At 56.3% G+C, this 21,153-nt stretch carries 22 protein-coding genes; 11 read left to right on the top strand and 11 right to left on the bottom strand.

Annotation, left to right across the window (positions count from 1 at the left end; genetic code table 11):
- Positions 1–125: 125 nt before the first annotated feature.
- Complete coding sequence (locus BLV81_RS06380) at positions 126–827, bottom strand: TetR/AcrR family transcriptional regulator (RefSeq protein WP_255365002.1); 702 nt, start codon at positions 825–827, stop codon at positions 126–128.
- Positions 828–952: 125 nt separating this feature from the next.
- Between BLV81_RS06380 and BLV81_RS06375 the strand changes: the two genes are divergently transcribed.
- Positions 953–2,485, top strand: a complete 1,533-nt coding sequence (locus BLV81_RS06375; RefSeq protein ID WP_092353562.1) for an MDR family MFS transporter — start codon at positions 953–955, stop codon at positions 2,483–2,485.
- Positions 2,486–2,540: 55 nt separating this feature from the next.
- Here the strand turns inward: BLV81_RS06375 and BLV81_RS06370 are convergent, their stop codons facing one another.
- The gene (locus tag BLV81_RS06370) at positions 2,541–4,274 is read right to left on the bottom strand and encodes a methyl-accepting chemotaxis protein (protein ID WP_092353905.1); all 1,734 of its coding nucleotides are present in this window, start codon (positions 4,272–4,274) and stop codon (positions 2,541–2,543) included.
- A 352-nt stretch (positions 4,275–4,626) separates the two neighbouring features.
- Here BLV81_RS06370 and BLV81_RS06365 point away from each other — a divergent pair, with 352 nt between their 5' ends.
- From BLV81_RS06365 to BLV81_RS06330, 8 genes are all read left to right on the top strand, one after another.
- A complete protein-coding gene (locus BLV81_RS06365; protein ID WP_255365001.1) occupies positions 4,627–5,175 on the top strand; it encodes a GNAT family N-acetyltransferase in 549 nt (182 codons plus the stop codon).
- A 126-nt stretch (positions 5,176–5,301) separates the two neighbouring features.
- Positions 5,302–6,123, top strand: a complete 822-nt coding sequence (locus BLV81_RS06360; RefSeq protein WP_092353560.1) for an FkbM family methyltransferase — start codon at positions 5,302–5,304, stop codon at positions 6,121–6,123.
- A 335-nt stretch (positions 6,124–6,458) separates the two neighbouring features.
- Positions 6,459–7,226 (top strand): IclR family transcriptional regulator, encoded by a 768-nt coding sequence (locus BLV81_RS06355; protein ID WP_092353901.1) that lies wholly within the window; start codon positions 6,459–6,461, stop codon positions 7,224–7,226.
- A 24-nt stretch (positions 7,227–7,250) separates the two neighbouring features.
- Entirely contained in the window at positions 7,251–8,000 is a 750-nt protein-coding gene (locus BLV81_RS06350; protein ID WP_092353558.1) for a transporter substrate-binding domain-containing protein, read from the top strand.
- Between the two features lie 47 nt (positions 8,001–8,047).
- A complete protein-coding gene (locus BLV81_RS06345; protein ID WP_092353899.1) occupies positions 8,048–8,716 on the top strand; it encodes an amino acid ABC transporter permease in 669 nt (222 codons plus the stop codon).
- Positions 8,713–9,486 (top strand): amino acid ABC transporter ATP-binding protein, encoded by a 774-nt coding sequence (locus tag BLV81_RS06340; RefSeq protein ID WP_092353556.1) that lies wholly within the window; start codon positions 8,713–8,715, stop codon positions 9,484–9,486. The genes BLV81_RS06345 and BLV81_RS06340 overlap by 4 nt, the downstream gene beginning before the upstream one ends.
- On the top strand, positions 9,483–10,418 hold the full coding sequence (gene hutG / locus BLV81_RS06335; RefSeq protein WP_176992771.1) for a formimidoylglutamase: 936 nt from the start codon (positions 9,483–9,485) through the stop codon (positions 10,416–10,418). Before BLV81_RS06340 ends, hutG begins: the two co-directional genes overlap by 4 nt.
- A 302-nt stretch (positions 10,419–10,720) precedes the next feature.
- Positions 10,721–11,536, top strand: a complete 816-nt coding sequence (locus BLV81_RS06330; RefSeq protein WP_255364999.1) for a polysaccharide deacetylase family protein — start codon at positions 10,721–10,723, stop codon at positions 11,534–11,536.
- 131 nt (positions 11,537–11,667) lie between these two features.
- Here BLV81_RS06330 and BLV81_RS06325 read toward each other — a convergent pair whose 3' ends face one another.
- Entirely contained in the window at positions 11,668–12,102 is a 435-nt protein-coding gene (locus tag BLV81_RS06325) for a hypothetical protein (protein ID WP_092353552.1), read from the bottom strand.
- 513 nt (positions 12,103–12,615) lie between these two features.
- Between BLV81_RS06325 and BLV81_RS06320 the strand changes: the two genes are divergently transcribed.
- Together BLV81_RS06320 and umoC are read left to right on the top strand one after the other, a co-directional pair.
- Positions 12,616–12,936, top strand: coding sequence for a DUF4359 domain-containing protein (locus BLV81_RS06320; protein ID WP_092353550.1), 321 nt, complete (start codon positions 12,616–12,618; stop codon positions 12,934–12,936).
- Positions 12,937–13,175: 239 nt separating this feature from the next.
- Complete coding sequence (umoC, locus tag BLV81_RS06315) at positions 13,176–13,676, top strand: lysozyme inhibitor LprI family protein (protein WP_092353548.1); 501 nt, start codon at positions 13,176–13,178, stop codon at positions 13,674–13,676.
- A 277-nt stretch (positions 13,677–13,953) separates the two neighbouring features.
- Here the strand turns inward: umoC and BLV81_RS06310 are convergent, their stop codons facing one another.
- The 8 genes from BLV81_RS06310 to BLV81_RS06275 form a co-directional block, all read right to left on the bottom strand.
- On the bottom strand, positions 13,954–14,949 hold the full coding sequence (locus tag BLV81_RS06310; RefSeq protein ID WP_092353546.1) for a DUF2145 domain-containing protein: 996 nt from the start codon (positions 14,947–14,949) through the stop codon (positions 13,954–13,956).
- Positions 14,946–15,401 (bottom strand): hypothetical protein, encoded by a 456-nt coding sequence (locus BLV81_RS06305; RefSeq protein ID WP_092353544.1) that lies wholly within the window; start codon positions 15,399–15,401, stop codon positions 14,946–14,948. The genes BLV81_RS06310 and BLV81_RS06305 overlap by 4 nt, the downstream gene beginning before the upstream one ends.
- A gap of 82 nt (positions 15,402–15,483) precedes the next feature.
- Positions 15,484–16,179 (bottom strand): PqiC family protein, encoded by a 696-nt coding sequence (locus tag BLV81_RS06300; protein ID WP_092353542.1) that lies wholly within the window; start codon positions 16,177–16,179, stop codon positions 15,484–15,486.
- Entirely contained in the window at positions 16,176–17,816 is a 1,641-nt protein-coding gene (locus BLV81_RS06295) for a PqiB family protein (protein WP_092353895.1), read from the bottom strand. Before BLV81_RS06295 ends, BLV81_RS06300 begins: the two co-directional genes overlap by 4 nt.
- A complete protein-coding gene (locus tag BLV81_RS06290) occupies positions 17,809–18,444 on the bottom strand; it encodes a paraquat-inducible protein A (RefSeq protein ID WP_092353540.1) in 636 nt (211 codons plus the stop codon). Before BLV81_RS06290 ends, BLV81_RS06295 begins: the two co-directional genes overlap by 8 nt.
- Entirely contained in the window at positions 18,441–19,091 is a 651-nt protein-coding gene (locus BLV81_RS06285; RefSeq protein ID WP_092353538.1) for a paraquat-inducible protein A, read from the bottom strand. The genes BLV81_RS06290 and BLV81_RS06285 overlap by 4 nt, the downstream gene beginning before the upstream one ends.
- Before the next feature lie 39 nt (positions 19,092–19,130).
- Positions 19,131–19,796: a DUF3313 domain-containing protein gene (locus BLV81_RS06280; protein WP_092353536.1), complete on the bottom strand. Its 666-nt coding sequence runs from the start codon at positions 19,794–19,796 to the stop codon at positions 19,131–19,133.
- A 653-nt stretch (positions 19,797–20,449) separates the two neighbouring features.
- Positions 20,450–21,019: a TetR/AcrR family transcriptional regulator gene (locus BLV81_RS06275; protein ID WP_092353534.1), complete on the bottom strand. Its 570-nt coding sequence runs from the start codon at positions 21,017–21,019 to the stop codon at positions 20,450–20,452.
- Positions 21,020–21,153: the final 134 nt, after the last annotated feature.

Below are 21,153 nucleotides of genomic sequence, written 5' to 3'. Positions count from 1 at the left end.
TACAGAAGCGTTAGAAGCGAAAGGGGGCATTCGATGTTGATATCGAACGCGTTGCGGATTTTACACCGCAGACGGCCCGCCGTAGCATTCATGGAGAGCATCCCCTGAAGCACCAACTCTCGTAGCTAATGCGGCCCCACCCCATGCACCAGTAAAGCAATCGCATGCCGTGCGATTGCCGCGGCATCAATTGGACTGTGCTCCGGACCGACCTGCCGCGTCATGATTGTTGCGAGCGGCAGAATCGTCAGGCCCATCAGCGACAAAAATATCAACGACGGTTCCAGACCGGCATTGAGCAACCCTTCGCGTTGCCATCGCTTGATGCATCGAAGCGCCGCCTTCTGGTCCTCATCGCCGACACGTTCGTGCATCCGCTGCTTGATCAGGCCGTCATGCGTGATTATTCCACGCAGCCATAGCGGCGCAAACCACGGATAGGTTGTCGCGACATCGACGAACCGTCGCGTCAGTTCGGTGATGGCTGCCACGGGATCGTTTGGATGGGCCTGGAACACGCCAGCCAATGCTGCTTTCACCGGCAGAAAACGCTCTTCGACTAACACGTCGATCAACTGATCGCGGCTGGTGAAGTAGTAATTCACCATCGCCGGCGTCACCATAGCTTCGCGCGCAATAGAGGCGAGCGTGGTATCGACGATTCCCTGCCGCGCAAACAAAACCAGCGCCGTGTCGAGCAGGCGGTTGCGTTGCTCAGGCCCGCGCGCGCTGCCCGTCGGCCGCCCTGGCCGCTTGGCCGTGGCGCCTGGTTTCGCCGTTACGTCCGACTCAGCCGTTGCATGCTCAGCGGATTTTCTTTTTACCATCTTCGATTCGATCATTTGACTATTTAACTATTTGACCATTCGATCATTTGACTACGCAAGGCATTTCACATATATTAAACGATCATTTAATTAATTTCAGCCTGAAATTCACTCATTTTCCCTCTATGAATGCCAACATCCCTGCGCGTATTGAAGACGCCGGCGCTATAGACGGTCAGGCGCAAAATCATCCGCCGATTCGTCTCATCTTTTCGGCGCTGCTGCTCGTGATGCTGCTCGCGGCACTCGACCAGACAATCGTATCGACCGCCTTGCCGACGATTGTCAGTGACCTGGGTGGCCTTGAAAGCCTGTCATGGGTGGTTACCTCCTATCTGCTGGCGTCGACCATCGTCGTACCGCTCTATGGCAAATTCGGCGACCTGTTCGGCCGCAAGATCGTCTTGCAGGCGGCAATCGTGCTATTCCTGCTTGGATCGGTCTTGTGCGGGGTCGCGCAGAACATGACGCAACTGGTGGTACTGCGAGCAATACAAGGACTTGGCGGTGGCGGCCTGATGGTGGTGACGATGGCCGCAATCGGCGACATTGTTCCGCCTGCCGAACGCGGCCGCTACCAAGGCATGTTTGGCGGCGTGTTCGGACTGGCAACCGTGATCGGCCCTCTCATCGGCGGCTTTCTGGTCGAGCACTTGTCCTGGCACTGGATCTTCTACATCAACCTGCCGCTCGGCATCGCCGCACTGCTGGTTATCGGTACCGCATTCAAGCCGCACATCGTGCGCGTGAAGCATGAGATCGACTATATGGGGGCCGCATTCCTTGCATCCGCACTGACTTGCATCATCCTGTTTACCAGCCAAGGCGGTACAGTCCTGCCATGGTCGTCACCGCAACTTTGGTTCACGCTGGCGCTCGGTCTCCTGTCGATCGGCGGCTTCATCTATGAGGAACGCCTCGCAGCTGAGCCAATCATACCGCTCGAACTTTTCCGCCATCGCACTTTCGTGTTAAGCAGCCTGGTCGGGTTCATCGTGGGGATGTCGCTGTTCGGATCGGTGACATTCCTCCCGCTCTATCTTCAGGTCGTCAAGAATTCGACTCCCTCGGAAGCTGGCATGCAATTGCTGCCGCTGATGGGCGGCTTGCTAATCACATCGATCATCGGTGGGCAGATCATCAGCAGGATCGGCAAATACCGCTACTTTCCGATCATAGGCACATTTCTGGCTTGTATCGGGATGTTCCTGCTCGCCTCGCTGGATAACGCGACGCCGATTCGCGTGATGTATTTATACATGGGCCTGCTCGGCGCCGGGCTCGGCATGGTGATGCAGGTGCTTGTACTTGCGGTGCAAAATAGCGTGCCCTTCAAACACATGGGCGTCGCGACATCCGGTGCGATGATGTTCCGTTCGATTGGCGGCTCAATCGGTGTCGCCACGTTCGGTGCGCTGTTCACCCAAGGATTGCAGACGCGGCTTGCTACGCTCGTTCCAGCCGGCACAGAACTACCGCAAGCATTCGGCCCCGCAACGGTGCATCAGCTGCCCGCCGCACTGCGTGACGACTATCTGCAAGCGTTTGGAGGAGCACTGAGCACAGTCTATATCGTCGCCGGATGCCTGATCGCGCTGGCGTTCACGCTGGCGTGGCTGTTCGAGGATATCCCGTTGCTGAAAAACGCTGAATCGTAAAGTATCGTTTCCTTTAAGCCGGACATCCTCAAAACTGGCGGCAAACCTCTTTCGTTTAAAATGTCGCCCATTCATCGTCAGCGGTGGTCGCGGCGGTTACATTCGCCACACGTTTCAACGGCTTCAGGTTCGTCACCGCCGCTTGCCTGGCGCTGCGAGGTACGGCGGCGATGCGGCCAGATGTCGCCGCGTGCGGAGACAGCCGATTTGTCGTCTTCGAAGACGCGCCGCCAGACTCTGCCATTCCGCCGGTATTGAACACGCTGACCACCTGCACCAGGTGCGCGGCCTGGTCCTGCAGAGACGCGGCGGCGGCGGCGGCCTCCTCGACCAACGCGGCATTCTGCTGCGTGACCTGATCCATCTGCATGATCGCCTGGTTAACCTGTTCAATCCCGGCAGTCTGTTCCTCGCTTGCCGCGGTAATCTCGCTCATGATATCGGTCACGCGTTTGACGCTGTCGACGATCTCGCCCATGGTGGTGCCAGCCTGGTCGACCAGCTTGACCCCGATATCGACTTTTTCCACCGAGTCGTCGATCAAGGCTTTGATCTCTTTCGCCGCCGCGGCGGAGCGATGCGCCAGGTTGCGCACCTCGCTGGCAACGACCGCGAAACCACGCCCCTGCTCTCCGGCGCGCGCCGCTTCCACCGCCGCATTCAGCGCCAGGATATTGGTCTGGAACGCGATGCTGTCAATGACGCCGATAATGTCGACGATCTTCCTGGCCGATGTATTGATCGACCCCATAGTCTCGACCACTTGCGACACGACGCCGCCGCCCTTGACTGCGACACCGGACGCGGATACCGCCAGTTGATTGGCTTGCCGCGCATTATCGGCATTCTGTTTCACCGTGCCGGTCAATTGCTCCATGGACGCGGCGGTTTCTTCCAGCGAGCTGGCCTGTTGCTCGGTACGCGACGATAGATCCTGGTTGCCGGATGCGATCTGGCCCGATGCGGTAGCGATAGTATCGGTACCGATGCGCACGTCACCGACCACCTTCAACAAGCTGTCGTTCATGTCCTTCAAGGCCTGCATCAACTGCCCGGTCTCTTCAGTGGTTTTCACTTCGATGCGGCTGCTCAGATTGCCGGAAGCGACGGTTTGCGCAACCTTGATTGCCTCACCCAAGGGCCGCGTGACGGAGCGTGAGATCAGGAATGCGCACACCGCCCCCAATGCAACTATCAACACGCCTAGCAACACCATCAGATTGAAGCTGCGGCTATATAACTGCGCAACCTCGCGTCCGGTCTGGTCGATGCTCTTTCTTTGCAAGGAAAGAAGTTCATCAAGCAGACCTTTGTAGTTTTTCGCATTTGGTAAAAACATATCATTGTAAATCCGTGATGACTCTTCACTGTTACCGTCTTGCTTTGCTTTCATCGCCAATACTTTGGCCTGTTGGTATTTTTCGCGGAGACCCATGATCGACTTGAATAATTCTTTTTCTGCGTCGGAAATCAATAGCGGCTCAAGCGTTTTCTGGAGTTCGCCCCCCTTTTTGACACTGGCATCGATATCTTCCGCAAACGTCGTCGCCAGCGACCCATCCGTACTTTTAACAATTAACGAAGTACGTACGATAGCGGAGGTAGTGAGAACGCCCCAGTCAGATACCAGCCGTTCTTTTACCAAAGGCTTTTCCATCATTTGTTGCGTCGCCATTGCAACCTGGCGCAGGTTAGATATTCCGATGACGGTCGAAACGACCGAAAGAGCAAGAATAATGGCGAACCCGATCCCCATCCGCGTGCCGACTTTAAGATTAGCGATTTTCATTTCTATTTCTTCTGTAAGAGTGCGATTCATAGATGTCAAAGCAGATGTCAAAGCAAAATTTCAAAGAAAAACCTCAAAGAAGCCTCTTTTGCAAATTGCGAGCGTTGCATTCAATCCGCTTCCGTGTCGGCTATCACGCCGTCGAAGCCAATCAGGATCAGCGTGCGGCGATGCGCTGAACAACATCGTCCACGTCCTCGTTAACGGCAAAAGTGATGCTTTTATTTAGGGCGCCACGGAGATCAGCAGGTCGACCGATTGGTCGATATCCGGCCGAATAGTCAATTGCACTTATACAACACAATGTTTGCTAAACTCGTCATCACCCGCGGTAAACAGACAGGAGTGAAAGTTGATTTCCAGAGAACAGGCAGATGCCATATCGGATCAGCAATTAGACATCAAGAGAAACTCTCACGCGTTAAATGCACGCCTTATCCGCACTCTTGAATCGCCGGATTATGAATTCGTCGCCTCTGTAGTCGATGACTGGTGGGGCGGCCGTCCTGTCCGCGCATTGGTTCATCGCATATTTTTCGAGCATTTGAACGCAACCAGTTTCGCCATAGGCCCGTCGGACGCTATTCAGGCATTTCTGATCGGCTTTGTCTCGCAATCCGATCCCAAGGTCGCCTACATCCACTTCGTGGGCGTAAGCCCTGCCGCACGTGCCGGCGGGCTCGCCCGCACGCTCTACGAACACTTCTTCAACGTGGTCGGTGCCAAGGGCTGTACAGAGGTGCAAAGCATCACATCTGTGGTCAATACCGGTTCTATCGAATTTCATCGCAAACTGGGATTTACGCTTCTTCCTGGATCAGGCGAAATCAATGGCATTCCGGTTGTTCTTAATTATGCCGGCGAAGGACAGCATCGTGTGCGCTTCCATAAATCGCTGTAATTCGGCGAAGCCGACACGTGACGGCCATGGGTAAATCAAGAGCGTGCCATATGAACATAAGAACATAAGAACATCAGGTATATGCACCCATTGCAGACAAACCATTTTGATTGACGGGAAGAGCCAGTGACATTCATTTCCTATGCACAGAATTTCGAAGATATCCGGTTGTGGCGCGTGCTCAGATATTTCCCGAACGGGTTTTATATCGACGTTGGCGCTAATCACCCGTCGATCGACTCGGTAACACGGGCATTTTACGAGCGCGGCTGGAGCGGCATTAACATTGAGCCGCTGCAGGAATTCTATGACCCTCTTTGTCAGCAAAGACCCAAGGATATAAACCTGCAATGCGTCGCTGGCGACGCCAATGAAGTCCGCACTTTTTACGCGGTTGCCGGCACCGGGCTCTCGACTGCGGACGCCGATACAGCCAAGCGATATAAAGATTCCGGCATGCCGTTACAGAATCAAACCGTCAACTCCCGCACCCTGACATCGATTTGCGAAGAACACGTAAAAGGCCCCATACATTTCCTGAAGATAGACGTTGAAGGCCATGAAGAGTCCGTGTTGCGCGGCATGGATTTCACCAAATGGCGGCCCTGGATCATTCTGATAGAGACCCCTTGGGACAGGGATCAACCGTGGGAAAAAATCGTCACCGACGCATCTTACCGCCCGGTTCTGTTTGATGGCCTGAACACCTTCTACCTGGCAGAAGAACATCTGAATTTTTTAGCCGCTTTTGAAATTCCACCCTGCAATCTAGATGAATTTCAGTTTTGCTATGGCCATAAATTCAGCCATCCCGTGGCAGAGTTCGAGCGCGCGTTATTGATGGAAAAGGAACGTGCCGACCGGGCCGAAGCGCAACTCGACGCTTTCAAGCAAAGCCGATCCTGGCGCGCGATCCACCGGCTGAAAACCATATTGCGTCGCCGCTAACGCTTCTCGCTGGACCCGCCATGAGTGCGCGGCTGTCCTGTCAATGTTGTCCGCGCCAAGCGTCACCGCTCCGATAACACGAAAGCGCGATGCTCATGCGCTCCTGCAGCTGCGCTTCCCTCTGCTTTTCCCGATCTTCACGTAATTCCCTCAGCAAACCCCTCGCTTGCCGTCAATGGCATGAGCGTTCAAGATTTAAGCTAGTGCGAGCACGGCCGCTGGTTTAAAGAGCCCTGTCTTCCCTTTCCGGAAGAGCCCGATCAGCCCAAAAATAACAATCCCATAATTTGGGAATTTTATTTGTAATTATGGGAATTGTGGCCGATGATAAGTTCATGAACGAGATCAATTCATCCGATTTGGAGAGCCCTCTTTCAGCTACTCCTACCAGCGAACGGTCACTCATGGTGCTTTCCGTGATCGCCAGGCATGGCAAGCCGATCACGGTGAAGCAGCTTAAGGACGTAACCAAGTTGCCCCAAAGCACTTTATACAGGCATTTGCTTCCCCTCAAGAAATGGGGATTGATACAAGAACAAGATAATCTCTACGCACCAGGTCCATTCAGCGTGCAACTCGCCTGGGGCTTTGATCACACCTCATATCTGGTCGCCCATGCTCGCCCGGAAATGGAAAAATTGATGATGCAATGCGGGGAAAGCGTCGGACTGATGGTCGCCGTCAACAATCAAGTGATGTGTCTCGACATGGTGGAAAGCCAGCATTCCCTGCGTTGCTCGTTTTCGAAGGGACGTTCGCAGCCATTGCTGCGCGGCGCTTCCGCCAAAGCGTTGCTGGCGCATTTATCTACCCCAATGGCTGATAAGGTAATTGCGGCATCGCTGCCCGGGCAAGCAAAAGAACAGCATCTCCTGCGCGACGAATTGTCGAAGATACGTGCTCAGGGATATGCGGTGAGCGAGGGAGAAGTAGACATGGGTGTCTGGGGTATCAGTGCTCCCATTTTTAGCAAGTCAGATCACATGGTGGGCGTCATTACCTTGATGTCGCCGGCTATCCGAGCTGAAGACAGGCAACAAGAATTGATTGGATTGACGGTCAAGACCGCACTCGTCATCAGTGAGTGCTTAAAACTATATTAACAAGTATTTTTTCAGGAGACAAAAATGAATCATCGCCGCTTTCTCATTGCGCTGGCCGTCGCAGTCAGCTTCATCGTGCCGGCACTGGCTAGCGCCCAGTCTGCAGGGGTCATCCGGGTCGTAACCGATTCGACTTTCCCGCCCTTCGAATTTTTTAAAGATGGGAAAAGAACCGGATTCGATATCGAATTGATGGAGACGCTAGCCAAAACGATGGGTAAGAAAATCGAATGGACCGACATCGACTTCAAAGGCCTGATTCCGGGATTGATTTCGAAACGGTTCGACGTCGCCGCCTCGGCAATCTATGTCACCGAAGAACGGCGCAAGGTGGTCGATTTTACCGATCCGTATTACCCCGGCGGCCTGGTTATCGTCGTCAAGAACGGCAACAACACCATACTTAAATCAGCCGATCTGAATGGCAAGCATGTCGCGGTTCAGGTGGGCACCAAATCCGTGAACTATCTCAAAGAATATTTCCCGCAGGTCGAGCGCGTAGAAGTCGAAAAAAACCAGGAAATGTTTAATCTGGTCGAAATTGGACGGGCCGATGCAGCGGTCACCGGAAAACCGGCCGCGTTGGAATATGTAAAAGCGCGGCCCGGCTTGAAAGTAATCGATAAGCCGGTCAGCGTCGAACTGTACGGTTTCGCGGTCAGGAAGGATTTGCCCGAACTGACCCAGGCGTTGAATGCGGCTCTCAAAAAATCAAAACTCGATGGCAGCTACGACAAACTAGTCAAAAAATGGCTTGATTCGTCTGCGAAATAATCGCGGCCGACCACCACAATATCGATGTTGAACGAGGAGAAATGCAATTGAGCCTTGATTTTTTACCGGTCCTTGGCGGCTGGACTGATTTGGCGCATGGCGCTTTGGTCACGATAGAAATTACTTCGGCGTCGCTGCTGATGGGGTGCGTGCTCGGGCTGCTGGTTGGGATGGGACGACTTGACCCGAGCAAACGGATACGCTACGGGCTTTGCACCACCTACGTTACCTTTATTCGGGGAACGCCGCTGCTGGTGCAATTGTTCCTTCTGTTTTTTGGCCTGCCCGAACTGAACATCCTGCTGCCGGCTTTCGTATGCGGCATTTTAGGACTGGGAATTTATTCCGGAGCCTACGTCTCGGAAATTGTCCGGGGCGCGATTCAATCGATTGAGAAGGGGCAGATGGAAGCTGCGCGGTCGCTCGGCATGTCCGCTGGAACAGCCATGCGCACCATCATCCTGCCGCAGGCGGTGGTGCGGATGATTCCTCCTTTGGGTAATGAATTCATCGCATTAATCAAGAATTCCGCATTGGTTTCCCTGTTGACCATTGCCGACCTGATGCACGAAGGCCAAAAAATCATCAGTGTTTCGTATCGGTCGCTCGAAGTGTATCTAGCTGTCGCTCTGGTGTACCTGGTATTAACCAGCCTTACCAGCATGGCGTTGCAAAGAGTCGAGCGTCACTTGAGAGCAGGAGGAGCAGTGCAATGAAATCCATCATCAAACTAACTGGGCTGGGCAAATCGTTTTCGGGCAACCGCATCCTGCACGGTATCGACCTAGAAGTCCATCCGTCCCAAGTGATCGTCATCATCGGCCCCAGCGGCTCGGGAAAAAGCACGCTGCTACGTTGCTGTAACGGTTTGGAAGTGGCTGAAGAAGGCGATATCGAAATATGTGAAAAGAAACTGCTGACCGATGGCCGCATGCTGTCCGATCATGACTTGAACCATCTTAGAGAACAAGTCGGCATGGTGTTTCAATCGTTTAATCTGTTCCCGCATTTATCGGTATTGGGGAACGTCACCGTCGGACCGCGCAAGATCCAGGGCATGGATAAGCAAAGCGCTGAAACCCTGGCCCGTGAACTGTTGGCTAAAGTCGGGCTGGCGCACAAGGCGGACGCGATGCCGGCCACCCTGTCCGGCGGACAAAAACAGCGGGTCGCCATCGCCCGTGCATTAGCGATGAAACCGCAAGTCATGCTGTTCGACGAGCCGACTTCCGCGCTGGACCCGGAACTAGTCGGCGAAGTGCTGCAAGTGATGAAAGCCCTCGCCAATGAAGGCATGACAATGCTGGTCGTCACCCATGAAATGGGATTTGCGAGAGAGGTTGCGGATATTGTCGTAGTGATGGATCACGGCCGCATCGTAGAATCGGGACCGCCCGAGCAGATTTTCGTCAACCCGCGTGAAGACCGCACCCGCAGCTTCCTGCAGGCGGTATTGTCCCGCAATCAGCAAAGCAACGCCGCATGATAGATCCAACCATTTGGGCCGGCCGGCGCGATACCGACAGCGCAGGCGACACGCGTCGCCTGCATCAGGTCGTCAAGCCATTCAACGACGCATCCGAACACGGCGCTGCACTGATCGGTTTTTCCTGCGACGAAGGAGTGCGCCGCAATCATGGGCGCATCGGCGCGGCGCAAGGCCCGGATGCGATCAGGCGCATGCTGGCTAATCTTCCTGCGCATGGCATTGAGCATTTGTTCGATGCCGGCAACATCTATTGCGTTGACAGAGAACTGGAGCAAGCACAACTGCAGTTGGCTGATCGCGTGAAGCAAGCACTCTCACAGCAGGTATTCCCTGTGATATTGGGTGGCGGGCACGAGGTCGCGTACGGCACCTTCCTTGGCATCGCGGGCCATCTGGATCAAGCGTTGCGCACCGAACAGCTGCTCATCATTAATTTTGATGCACATTTCGACTTGCGAGAATCCGATCAGGCCAGTTCGGGGACGCCATTTAAACAGATCGCTGAATGGTGTCATCAGGCCGGCGTTGAATTCAACTATCTCTGCTATGGAATTAGCCGCTTAGGCAACACGCCCGCCCTGTTTGCCCGCGCCCGGGAACTGGGGGTGCATTTCAAATCAGATAGCGAAATCGCTTGCGGCAAGCTCGCCGATTTCGGACGAGAACTGCAGGAGCAACTCGCAGCTGCGACTCTGGTGTACCTGACGATAGACCTGGATGTACTACCTGCCGAGAAGGCGCCAGGTGTTTCCGCGCCTGCGGCCCTGGGCATGCAACTCGAAAAAGTGGAATATCTGATACGCATCGCCAAGGATTCCGGCAAGCTGATCGCCGCCGACATTGCTGAATGCAATCCAACCTATGATCGCGACGGACTCACCGCAAAAGTGGCGGCGCGCCTGGCGCATACTTTACTTCAACCCGATTGAATTTCACGTCTTTGCCTAAAATGCATGCACAGTCCTTGATGACTGGCCGGTCACCGCAACTGTAGTTGTTTGTAACAGCTAACGAACATCCTATGCGGATGGCGTAGCATTAGCGCTGCGTCGCCCCCAAAATCAACCGCTATCCTGCTGCCTGTAACCGTATGTCTTCGCTCCCTGTCTCATTAGTGCCATTGCGCAACCTTATTTCTACCTCATCGCGACATATCAAAAAAATCATTTCCGGCTTGGCCGTGATGTTCGCGGCGATCGCTGTTACAGCTTGCGCCATTGAGCCGGTTCCTATGTCGCCGCAAACCGCCGAGCAATTGAAATCTCAGGCGCCGATCCGCTTCCTGCTGACTTTCGACGATGGCCCGGCCAGGCCAAGGACTGACAATCCGACGCTATCCATACTGAACACGCTCGCGCACAATCCGCTACAACCCGGCATCAAAGCCCTCTTTTTTGTGCAAACCCGTTCGTCTGGTGCTGGCGAGACGGACTTTGGGCGCAACATACTGCGGCGTGAAACTGATGAAGGGCATTTGCTGGGCTTTCATACCGCCACGCCGCATCATGCAAACCATCGCTTCCTCAGCCCCGACATATTCGAGCAATCGTTAAACGATGGCATTGCCGACATTGCTACGATTCAGGGCAGCGCGCCGAAACTGGTCCGCCCACCGTTCTGGAACTACGACAAACAGACTTTCGCCGCTTACCAACAGCATGGCATGCATATCTTGCTGACGGATTTGAGTGCGAACGACGGCAAGATATATGGCTTCAAGGCCAGCTTGAGAAGACGCTCCAACATGTTGCATCTGTTGACTGACGTGCGCGGGCGGATTGCCGCAGGCGAGTTGCCGGCGGTCGATGGAAGTATCCCGGTGGTGGTGACTTTTCACGATATAAATAGTTACACCGCCGATCACATGGCGGAATATTTGCAAATATTGATGGATTGCGCGCGTGCGGTCCAACTGCCGACCGCAAGCAAACCGTTTTACGACGACAAGGCCGCGCTGGAACGTGCGGCCCTGGCAAGAAGCATACGTGACAGCGCACAAGCTGCGCGCCTGCCCGGGTTCTGGAACTGGCTGTGGGAAAAGATATAGGCAATCCAGGAGCGTCCGCCATGCACATCGGAGCGAATATGAAGTCATGACATTTCCAGCCGAACCTGTACCGGCAAAAGAACTGTTCATGTCATTGAATCTGATCTGCGATCTTGCAGCGACCAGTTGCGTCAATGATGCGAGCTGCCTTGCGGACGCGATGCGCTGGAAAACACGGCCTGATTGAAATAGTGCTGCAGCGTCATGATCTCTCGCGCGACGCTCATCGGGAAGCCCTGGCGACTTCCCCTGTTATCCAGCAAGAGCTGCTCCAGATATCTCATGCATGCCGCCGGCCTGTCCCAGCTCCGGGCCAGTTCGTTGGTAATCCGCGGAAAATATCTGGCCAGATCCCAGGGCTTTTCATTGGCAGGCAATTTTGCAAACCACTGGTAAGTCAGTTCGCACAAATCATGATCTTTCCGATCTTCCTGGCGTCGAAAAAACTCCCAGCGCTTCACTTCCGTTTTCGGCATCATATCGACTCCATCTAGCACCAACTTGGCCTCAATGATGGATACCTTTTCAAATGGCAATGGGTTTAATTCTGTATTCATCGACTTCATACCTGGCTCCAATTGATGCATGATTATTACATTCGGAGTTAACGGCCAAGGCGCGAAGATATTTAGAAAAAAGACTTTCTTGATTTTGGGAAACGATCAATAAGCTCACGCAGAAATAGCCAAGTGGAAACATTTCTTCGCGATCACGCTTCGGATACATCGGCCATCACATTTTCCACCCGCCTGTGCAAGTAGAAGCTGCTGATCCGCTTGCCTGAGCGTTACGCGGCACTTACAAAAGTGGCAGGGGCAACGTGATTTTTGTAGCGTTTTGTGCGCTCTCCATGTCCAGTTTCGCGTTGATTCTGGTTGCGCGCATCTGCATGTTGACGATACCGTGACCCCGGCCTCTTGCTATTGCATGTCAGGCTAGCAATGCTGCCCGCTGGTAGTTGTTGGCATGAGCATTCTCCACACCTGGCGACGAAAATCCACAGGAATAATGCTGCGTTTGGGACTGTCGAAGTTCAAATTGGATTTATCATCGAACTATCGGACATATAGGCGCTAATAATGAAACCTTCATCAACCATTGTAATGATATCGATCGTAGGGTTGCTGGCATTCACAAATCCTAAATTAGACAGCTATGAGCAGTACATTCATCAAGCAATCACTCAGGAAGCCAATAAGCGGGATGACTTAGCTCGGACACTGGGTACGTTATTTGGAGGGGTGGCTAGCAGTCTGATAGCTAGCAGCACCGTGAGAAATAATTATGTCCTGTTCAGCACCTACGACTCGAATCTGGGCGGACGGCATCTCAAATATGTAGGTGTCCTTGGTAATTTTTTTCAGGTTTCACAGTCTGATAGCAGCGATCACGCGCCGTGATCACAATGAAGCGGGCGATGGATTGATCGCTCCTCAATACGATCGGACCGATAGGTGCCAGTCTGATTCGCATTGAAGGCGAGGACCACCTGAATAGCTCAACTGCCGGGAATAGCTGGTGAACGATTGAACCTATCGACGGTCTGATTTGTTCTCACTGTTTTCTGCATGGCAGCTCCCTGCTTGCGGATAGTCCTAGGTATCGCTTCGTTACACGTTTTTCCAAAGGATAGATATATATGCGCAAACTCGTTTCTGCGGTCGTTGTCGCAACTGCGTTCGCCATCGGCCTGGCAAATGCTCAAGTGCCCGCTAAACCTGGCATGAATACAATAACAAATGGCGCGGTCGGTATTGCAACTACTTCAGCTACCACCGCTGCAAAAGCTACGGTGAGCAGCAACGCTCCGCTTGGGGCCTTGAACGAGTGCTACAACGCTATTGGCGATCAACCCCGGACGGCGTTGCAGTCTTGCCTTGAGGGTAAACTTCGCGAAGCCAGGTCGCAAATGAATAGCGCCTACAAAAAATTGGAGGCGCAGACAAAGGAAATCGATTCGAGTGCGACTGTCAAAGCCCTGGCCTCGTTGCACACTTCTCAGAAAGCTTTCGAGAGCTTCAAGGATGCGCAGTGCCTGTGGGTCGGCGACTCAGTGATGGGAGGTTCCGGCTCTGGAGATCTTTTCAATTCGTGCGAAGTCGATTTAGTGCGCTGGAGAACGAAGCAACTTGCCAAGTGACGTTATTGCCTGCTCAAAGTTCAAATCGAGCTATTTTCGCTTGCTCGAGACCGGATAATAAAGAACTCAGCTTTCCAGACGCGGGGTCGATTCCCGCCTCATCTACCATTCCGCCGGGAAGATCTTGCGCCCGGCTCGCTGCCGTCCGGGCTGATGCGCGAGACGCCGCTCGAGGGCCATGCTCCGGCGGTCAGAGCGTGGTCGGGCGCTACCCCCGGCAAGGTGCGTCCAGACGCCTCAAAGCTCACCGAAGCACGCAGCACTGGTAGAGAATTGCTCAGCTCGCTCTGAAAATGGGAGGAACGATATCGTGCGTAATGGAACCCTGCTGGAAGGATTTCCCGAAGGCAGGGTTTGGATCGAGCAGGAAGACGCGATCCCCCTCGTCGGGTCGACAGCCGTCTGCAATCGGTGTCCAGCCACGGTGTACGACGATCTGCTGATCGTCATGACACACCTCGATGCGGTCACTGCCGGGCAAGCGTTCCCGGACGAAGGCCTCTACCGTTGATGGCAGGCTGATCTTCAGCTTCATTGCGAAGAGGTCGTCTTCCGGATGATCGTCGAGATGCAGCAACGGCACAAATGTTGCCGCGAACATCAGTGCGTGTGAGCCGACATCCACTGGCTTGGGCGCATAGTTCGCCTCCTTGAGCCAATGCTGGGCACGCCTGCGCAAGTCGTCGCCGTCGGCCAAATCTCCCCAGGCCACCGCGAGTATTTCCATCACCCACTGATTGCAATTCTGGTGGCGAGTGCTGAACGGGTAGGCGTTGGCACTGTAGCTCGCAGCCAGCAGGTGCTGGACGCGAGGCATATCGAGCGATGCGTGCTGCAGCGCTTGGGCTGCGTTGGCCGGTATCCGTACGATCGACACGTAGCCGAGCGCAGGATCGTCAGTGCCGATCACAAAACCGGCGAGGCCTTGGTCGTAGATCCGTGGTCGGCCTTCGTCACAGGCGTAATAGAGTTGGCGTGCTGACCATGCGCTGGTTTTTCCGCGCCAGGCGACCGCGGCATGCGAGTAACGGATATGAAAGCGCGAGAGATCGAGTCCTGACCGACTGATCAGCGCAGTGTCGCCGCCCATGGCATCGAGTTCGTTGCGGACCACGGCGGCAAAGCGCAGCAGCCGATCCTGCTGGCCGGCGGTAAGCTGCTGCGCTCGGTCGCAAAAGGCTGAAGATGTCGAGTAGCCAGGCGAACCGGGTTGCGCCTGGGCCGCACCCGCAGCGATTGCAGCGGCAAGAACGAATGCGCGGCAGATCCTCAAAGGGTCACCGGTCGCGCGGCAAGTTCGTTGTACCACTCGTCGGCGAGCACCAGGTAGAACGCCTCCCGCGTGTCGTTGCGCGCGAACTCGAAACCGTACACGCGGTGCTGCGCGTGCACAAGATCGCCCCGGCCAAGATTCTGTTTCTCGGCAATCGCCTGCGGCAGGTCGAGCACGATGCGCTGCTGCGTATCGTCGATTTGCATCGTGACGCGCGTGATGCCGGCGCGGCCGGGCGCCATGGCGACATCGATGATGCGATAGTTACCGTCGGCAGTCTTGTTATCGCCGGTCGAACTGTTGCTTGAACCGTGTAACGATGCCGAGACGCTGCCGCTAGAGGCCGAACCAGTGCTGACGACCGAGGATGTGAAACTTTCGGCATGCGCGTGCAGTGTGAAACCGGCGGTTGCGGCGAGGTAGGCGAGACGGAAGGTAGCGGGGAAGTTCATTGAATGCTCCTTGGCAGTTGGATGGGTTGGTGTGTGGCGCAGCCGCGCCATGTAAGTAATAAGTTCGGGCCTCGTTTTCGCATCAGGGAATTTCCTGCTTCTCGGGAGCGATGTGATATTGGCCGTAGCGCGCCAGGGAATTCCCAGTTTCTGAGGGAGCCAATGCTATTTTCTGCAGCGACCGTATTGCCGTCGCGATATCGGCGGCGGTGTTGGCGACAATCCGCTGGTAGGCGGCTACCACGCTATCCACCCCGCCCGGCGCCAACAACTCCGCCTGCGTGCGGCCCGCTGCCACCTTGCCGTCCGGGAATCGCTGCACCGCCCAGTTGATGGTGGCGCCGGCGCTTCTACCGGGTTCGGCATCCATGCGCACCACTTCGACAGTAACGCGATACAGGGGCGCCACGCCGGATGCGTCGCGATGGTAATAGGTGTCGATAGCGCCCAGGCTGGCTTGCAGCCGCTGCGAAAGCGCGTCGCGCAGCTCGTCGGGAAGCGGCGCCGACCAGCGGTCCTGTTCCATCATCCTGAGCGCGCCCTTGCCATCGTCGAGTAGCAGGTTGGCCCGGTTGAGCCGCTCGGGGACGCGGACGGGAGGCACCTCAATCATTAGCGGTTCTTTGTCCTGGGCGCTGGAGGAGCCTGCGGCGGCATCGATGGCCAGCCCCGGCGCCAGCGTGTAATAGCGCGGTTCGGGCGAGGCGCAGCCGGCCAGCACTGCGGTGGCGAGCAGCAGGTCCGCACAGAGCACGGCGAGATTGGCGGATGGGATCATGGCTTCTCCGTATCCGCTTTCCCGCGCAGCAGCGCTTCGGGATGGCGTTCCAGGTAATCGGTCAGGCTGCGCAGGGAAGCGGCGCTGCGCGTCAGTTCCTGCATCATGCGGCGCGTGTCCTGCTGCAAGGGAGCATTCGGGGCTAGCGTTTCGTTGGCCGCCTGCAGGGTTTGGCGTGCGTCTTGCAATGCGGCGGCGAATTGCGGCACGAGGTTGCCGTCGACCTGGGCCATCAGCTTGTCGGCGTTGTTCAGCATCTTGTCCAGCGCCGCCATCGAAGTACGCAGGTCGCGGCCGATCTGTTCGAACGGTACGTTGTCAATCTTACTTGCGATGGACCCCAGCTTGGCCTGCAACTCGTCAAATGTGCCGGGGGTTGTGGCCAGTTCGGGCATGGCGCCGTCGACGCTGATTTTGACCGGCGGCGCCTTGGGGAAGAAATCAAACGCCACGTAGAGCTGCCCGGTCAACAGGTTGCCGTTGCGCAGTTGCGCACGCATGCCGCGCTTGTTCATGGTTTCGGCGATATCGTATGCTTTCTGCTTGTCTTCCAGATCGCGCGAGCTGAAGCCCATGCGGGATGGATAGAGTTCCACAACCACGGGGAAGCGGAAGGTTTTTTTGCTGCGCTGGTATTCGATCCCGATCGAGCGTACCTGGCCCACCACGATGCCGCGAAAATCCAGCGCGGCCCCTGGCGACAAGCCACGCACAGACTGGTCGAAATTGAGGACGGCAAGCGCCGGTCTCAGTTCGTCAAGGGGCTTCATGGCTTCCGCCTGGTCGCTGGCCAGGGTGAACCGCGCGTTCTCGCCGGCCGCGGCAGCGGCCTTGGAATTGTCGGGATCCTGGAAGGCCACGCCGCCAAGCAACATGGTGGCGAGCGCCTGCGTATTCACCTTGAGGCCGCCGGCGTCGAGCTTGATGTCAATGCCGCTGGCATGCCAGAAACGGGTGTTGGCGGTGACCAGCTTGTCGTAAGGCTTGTCGACGAACACCCGCAACGAAAGATTCTGGCCGTTGGGTTCGAGCTGGTAAGCCACTACCTGGCCCACCCGCACGCGTCGGTAATAGACAGGGGAACCGATGTCGAGCGAGCCAAGGTCGGCGGCGCGCAATACGAATTGCTTGCCAGAGGCGTCCGTGGATACTGCCGGCGGCACCTCCAGCCCGGCGAAACTGTCGCTGCGCGCATCCGCCTTGCCGGCGTCCACGCCGATATAGGCGCCGGACAGCAGCGTCTCCAGGCCCGAAATGCCGGAGACGGCAAAGCGCGGGCGCACCACCCAGAAACGGGTGTCCTTGGCTAAAAAGCTGCTGGCATCGTTGCTCAGGGCGATGGTGGCGATCACATGGGAACGATCGCGCGCCAGGCGCAGCGACTTGACCACGCCGATATCGACTGCCTTGTAGCGTACCGGCGTCTTGCCGGGTGCGAGTCCGTCCGCGGTGCGGAAAGTCACCGTGATTTCGGGGCCGCGTTCGGACAGGGTGTGGATCAAGAGCGACAATCCGACGATGGCGGCGACGATCGGGATCAGCCATACCAACGAAGGCAGCCAGCGTGCGCGCCGGCGCAGTTCGGGTCGCGGCGGCGCGGGCGGCATCGGCGGATTGGAGGAATCGGATTCAGTCATTGCGTGCATCCAGCGCATCCCACAGCAGGCGGGGATCGAAGCTCAGCGAAGCGAGCATGGTGAGTACCACGACGGCGGCGAACGCCAGGGCCCCGGGGCCTGGGACAATGGTGGCCAGTTTGCCCGCGCGTACCAGCGAGGCCAGCATGGCGACGACGAAGATGTCGAGCATCGACCAGCGGCCGACTGTTTCCAGCAGGCGGTACAGCTCGGTCTGCTGCCGGATGCGCCAGCTGGAGCGGAAATGCACCGAAAGCAGCAGCAGCGTCAAAGCCATCATCTTTAGCAGCGGCACCACCACGCTGGCGGCCAGCACCAGGATGGCCAGCGCCTTCGCATCCGAAATCCAGAAATAGACAATGCTGGAGAGGATGGTGTCACGCGAAGTCTCGAAAACAGATTGCGTGACTATCATCGGCAAAAGGTTGGCGGGGATGTAGAGGATCGCGGCAGCTATCAGGAAAGACCAGGTGCGCGCCAGGGAATCTGGTTTGCGGCGGTGCACGGCGGCGCCGCAGCGCGAGCAGGGCCAGCCTTCGAGCGCATGTGAGCTGAGCAGGTTGCAGGTGTGGCAGGGCACCAGTCCCATCGACGTGGTTGTCGGCGGCGCGGACAGCGGCATGCTCATCGCAGTGGCTCCCTGTATTGCCACAGGTCGCGCGGATCGAACGACAGCATGACCGCCAGCACGATGACCAGCGCGCTGAATGACCAGAGCGCCTGGCCTGGCAGGATATCGGCAATGCTGGAGAGCTTGACCAGCGTTACTACTACGCCGAGCAGGTAGACCTCGATCATTCCCCATGGCCGTGTGCGCCGGATGTAGCGCACGACGTACTCGAAGCCTGCCGGCAAACGGCGCCGTGCCATCGGCACCAGCAAATGGAGCATCATCAGCATCTCTGCCAGCGGCAACAGGATAGTGGTCGCGAACACCAGCGGAGCTACCAGCGCCATGTCGCGATCAGCATACAGCGCCTGCACCGCGCCCCATAAGGTGGTTTGCGTGCGGATGCCCTTGAGGTCCATCTCGACAATCGGAAAGATGTTGGACACCAAAAACAGGATGAGCGCGGTCACCACCAAAGGCAGCAGCCGTTGATAGGCGCGCGTGCTCTCGCGGTACAGCGTTCCGCCGCAGCGCCGGCACTGCGCGCGTTCGCCTTCGGCAAGGCCGGTGCGCTGGTAGACAGCGTCGCAGTACTCGCAGGCGATCAGGTGCTGGCGGTCAGCACCTGAAGCCGGCGCATTGCGCGTAATGTCATGGTTTGTCATGGCATGTTTATCTGCGGATTTAGCCGCTTATCGAGCCGCTTATTTCAGGGAGGCAACCAGCGCATCTGCGCCTTTTTCGATGCCAGTTTTAGCAGCATGGAGCGAACCGAAGGTCGCCACAATATTCATTGCATTGGGATACTGCTTTGTCACAAACGCCTTCAGGAGTTGCTTACTCGTCGAATCATAGATTTCGACTGAATAGCTGACTGATCCCATGAAAACCCCTTCTTTCCCACGTATGGATTGGACAACGTTGTAAGGCATTCCAGCCAAGTCGAAGCGTGTCACCGTCGATGCCACGGCAGTGTTTGTAGCCACGCCGGTCAAAGTCAATCTGAGCTTGAGAGTATTCGATCCGGGACTGGTGACTACGCTAAAGCGCTGACTTAATACTTTCCTGAACGTTGTATCCATGTAGCGAGCGAGTTCCTGCTTGTCCGCCTCTGACAAATCCCCTAACTGATGATCTGGCCCGTTGTAGATTGCGACCGGATCGATGATGAGCGCGTTGTATTTCTGCCATTCCACGGGGGCCGAATAACTGTACGGAACACGTCCGGTATCGTCTTTCTGGTTAGGCATCAGCTTTGACGACGACGAGATTCCCGAGTACGCCACCGGCTGCGTGGTCCCGCATGCCGCAAGCGCCAGGCAGAACGCTGCGATCATGCCCAGCCGGCCGGTCTTGATAGATATGTGCATTTCAATTCCTCTTCAGTCTTCAGGTTTTTCCAAGGAATGACTGCCATTCCCTGGTACAGCTTGGTGGACGAGTCGGGCACGACCGTGACGGAGATCGCTGCCTGGCGCTATTGGGCGGGTGAAATCCAACGCTCAACCGATACCGAAATCAGCTCTCCAGCCGCCCTTTCGCGCTAACTCAGGGAGCGAATATAGCACCGAATTCGATATTTACAAACCGTCTGGTCGGTTTTTATGAGAAAAATACAAAACCCTCTCCGATGCCTGTGCCATGCAAGAGGAGGCGTCGTACTAGGCTTTCTGGGGGAGGGATGGGGCAAGGCCCTTTTGGTGCGGAATGTTTATATTGCAACATGCGCCGCACGACGGCCATCAGGGCTGCGTCGGAAATCTGACCCTGGCAGAAGTTGGCCAAGGCGCATCATTACTCGTGTGTCCTCCTTCGAGAAGGCGCGAAAGCGGGACGTTCTTCCAGGGCTTGTTAACATTCAATTTGGGAGTGCGAGCGCGCGGCAGGCGTTGCGTGCCTAGGCGCAGCGACGCGACGTAGCGGTGCTACGGCAAGAATGCGGATGGCCGCCCCCTGCAACAACGACATGCGACGCCTGCAGCCGTTCCCGGAGGGTTCAAACCAAATTGAATGTTAACAGGCCCTAGTCCTTGCGAGGAATCAGCCACTGCTTGCTGTCGAGCAGGCGCTCAAACAGGCGCTGGCGTTCTTCGTCCGACAGCGGACATAAGCCGAACAGGGCATTCAGGAGCAAGCCTTTGGCCGCATACCAGCGCAACATCGCCAGCTCAGGATCAGCAGCCTCGGCCTTGATCGCTGCGATCTTCTTGGCGTCGATCTCTTTAAAGGCGGACAACAGCCCAGGCTCTTCGCTGATGGCGCCGAGGATGGCAAAGGCGACCGATTGCTGCGTAGTGACGGCTTCGCGGGCTACCGCAATTTGTGTCGCCAGATGGGCTTCGGGCGATGCCGCGCTGACTTGCGCCATGTAGTCCTGGGAAAATTTCTCGAAATATTCGGTCTGGTATTCCAGCAATGCCTTCAGCACGGCCTCCTTCGAGCGGAACTGATGCATCAGCCCGCCCTTGCTGATGCCGCTTTCGCGCGCAATCGCATCCAGCGTCAGCCGGCGCGGACCGTCGCGCGCAATGATGGCGAGCGCTGCCTGGATGATGGCGTTGCGTGATCGTTCCGATCGAGTGGTATTGTCCATTCTCTGTCCCCGCTGCGGGATGGGTAGCCGTCAAACCCGTGACGATAGCTCGGAATGCCGACAAAAACAATCTTTGCGGTCTGTTTTTTTTACTTATCCAGGCATTCATGTGCAGTTTGTGTAATGGCAAGGCT

This window comes from Collimonas sp. OK242, assembly GCF_900107095.1.
Taxonomy (GTDB): Bacteria; Pseudomonadota; Gammaproteobacteria; order Burkholderiales; family Burkholderiaceae_D; genus Collimonas.
Note: the sequence above shows the minus strand (reverse complement) of the source record. Positions and strands in the feature narration are given on the sequence as shown.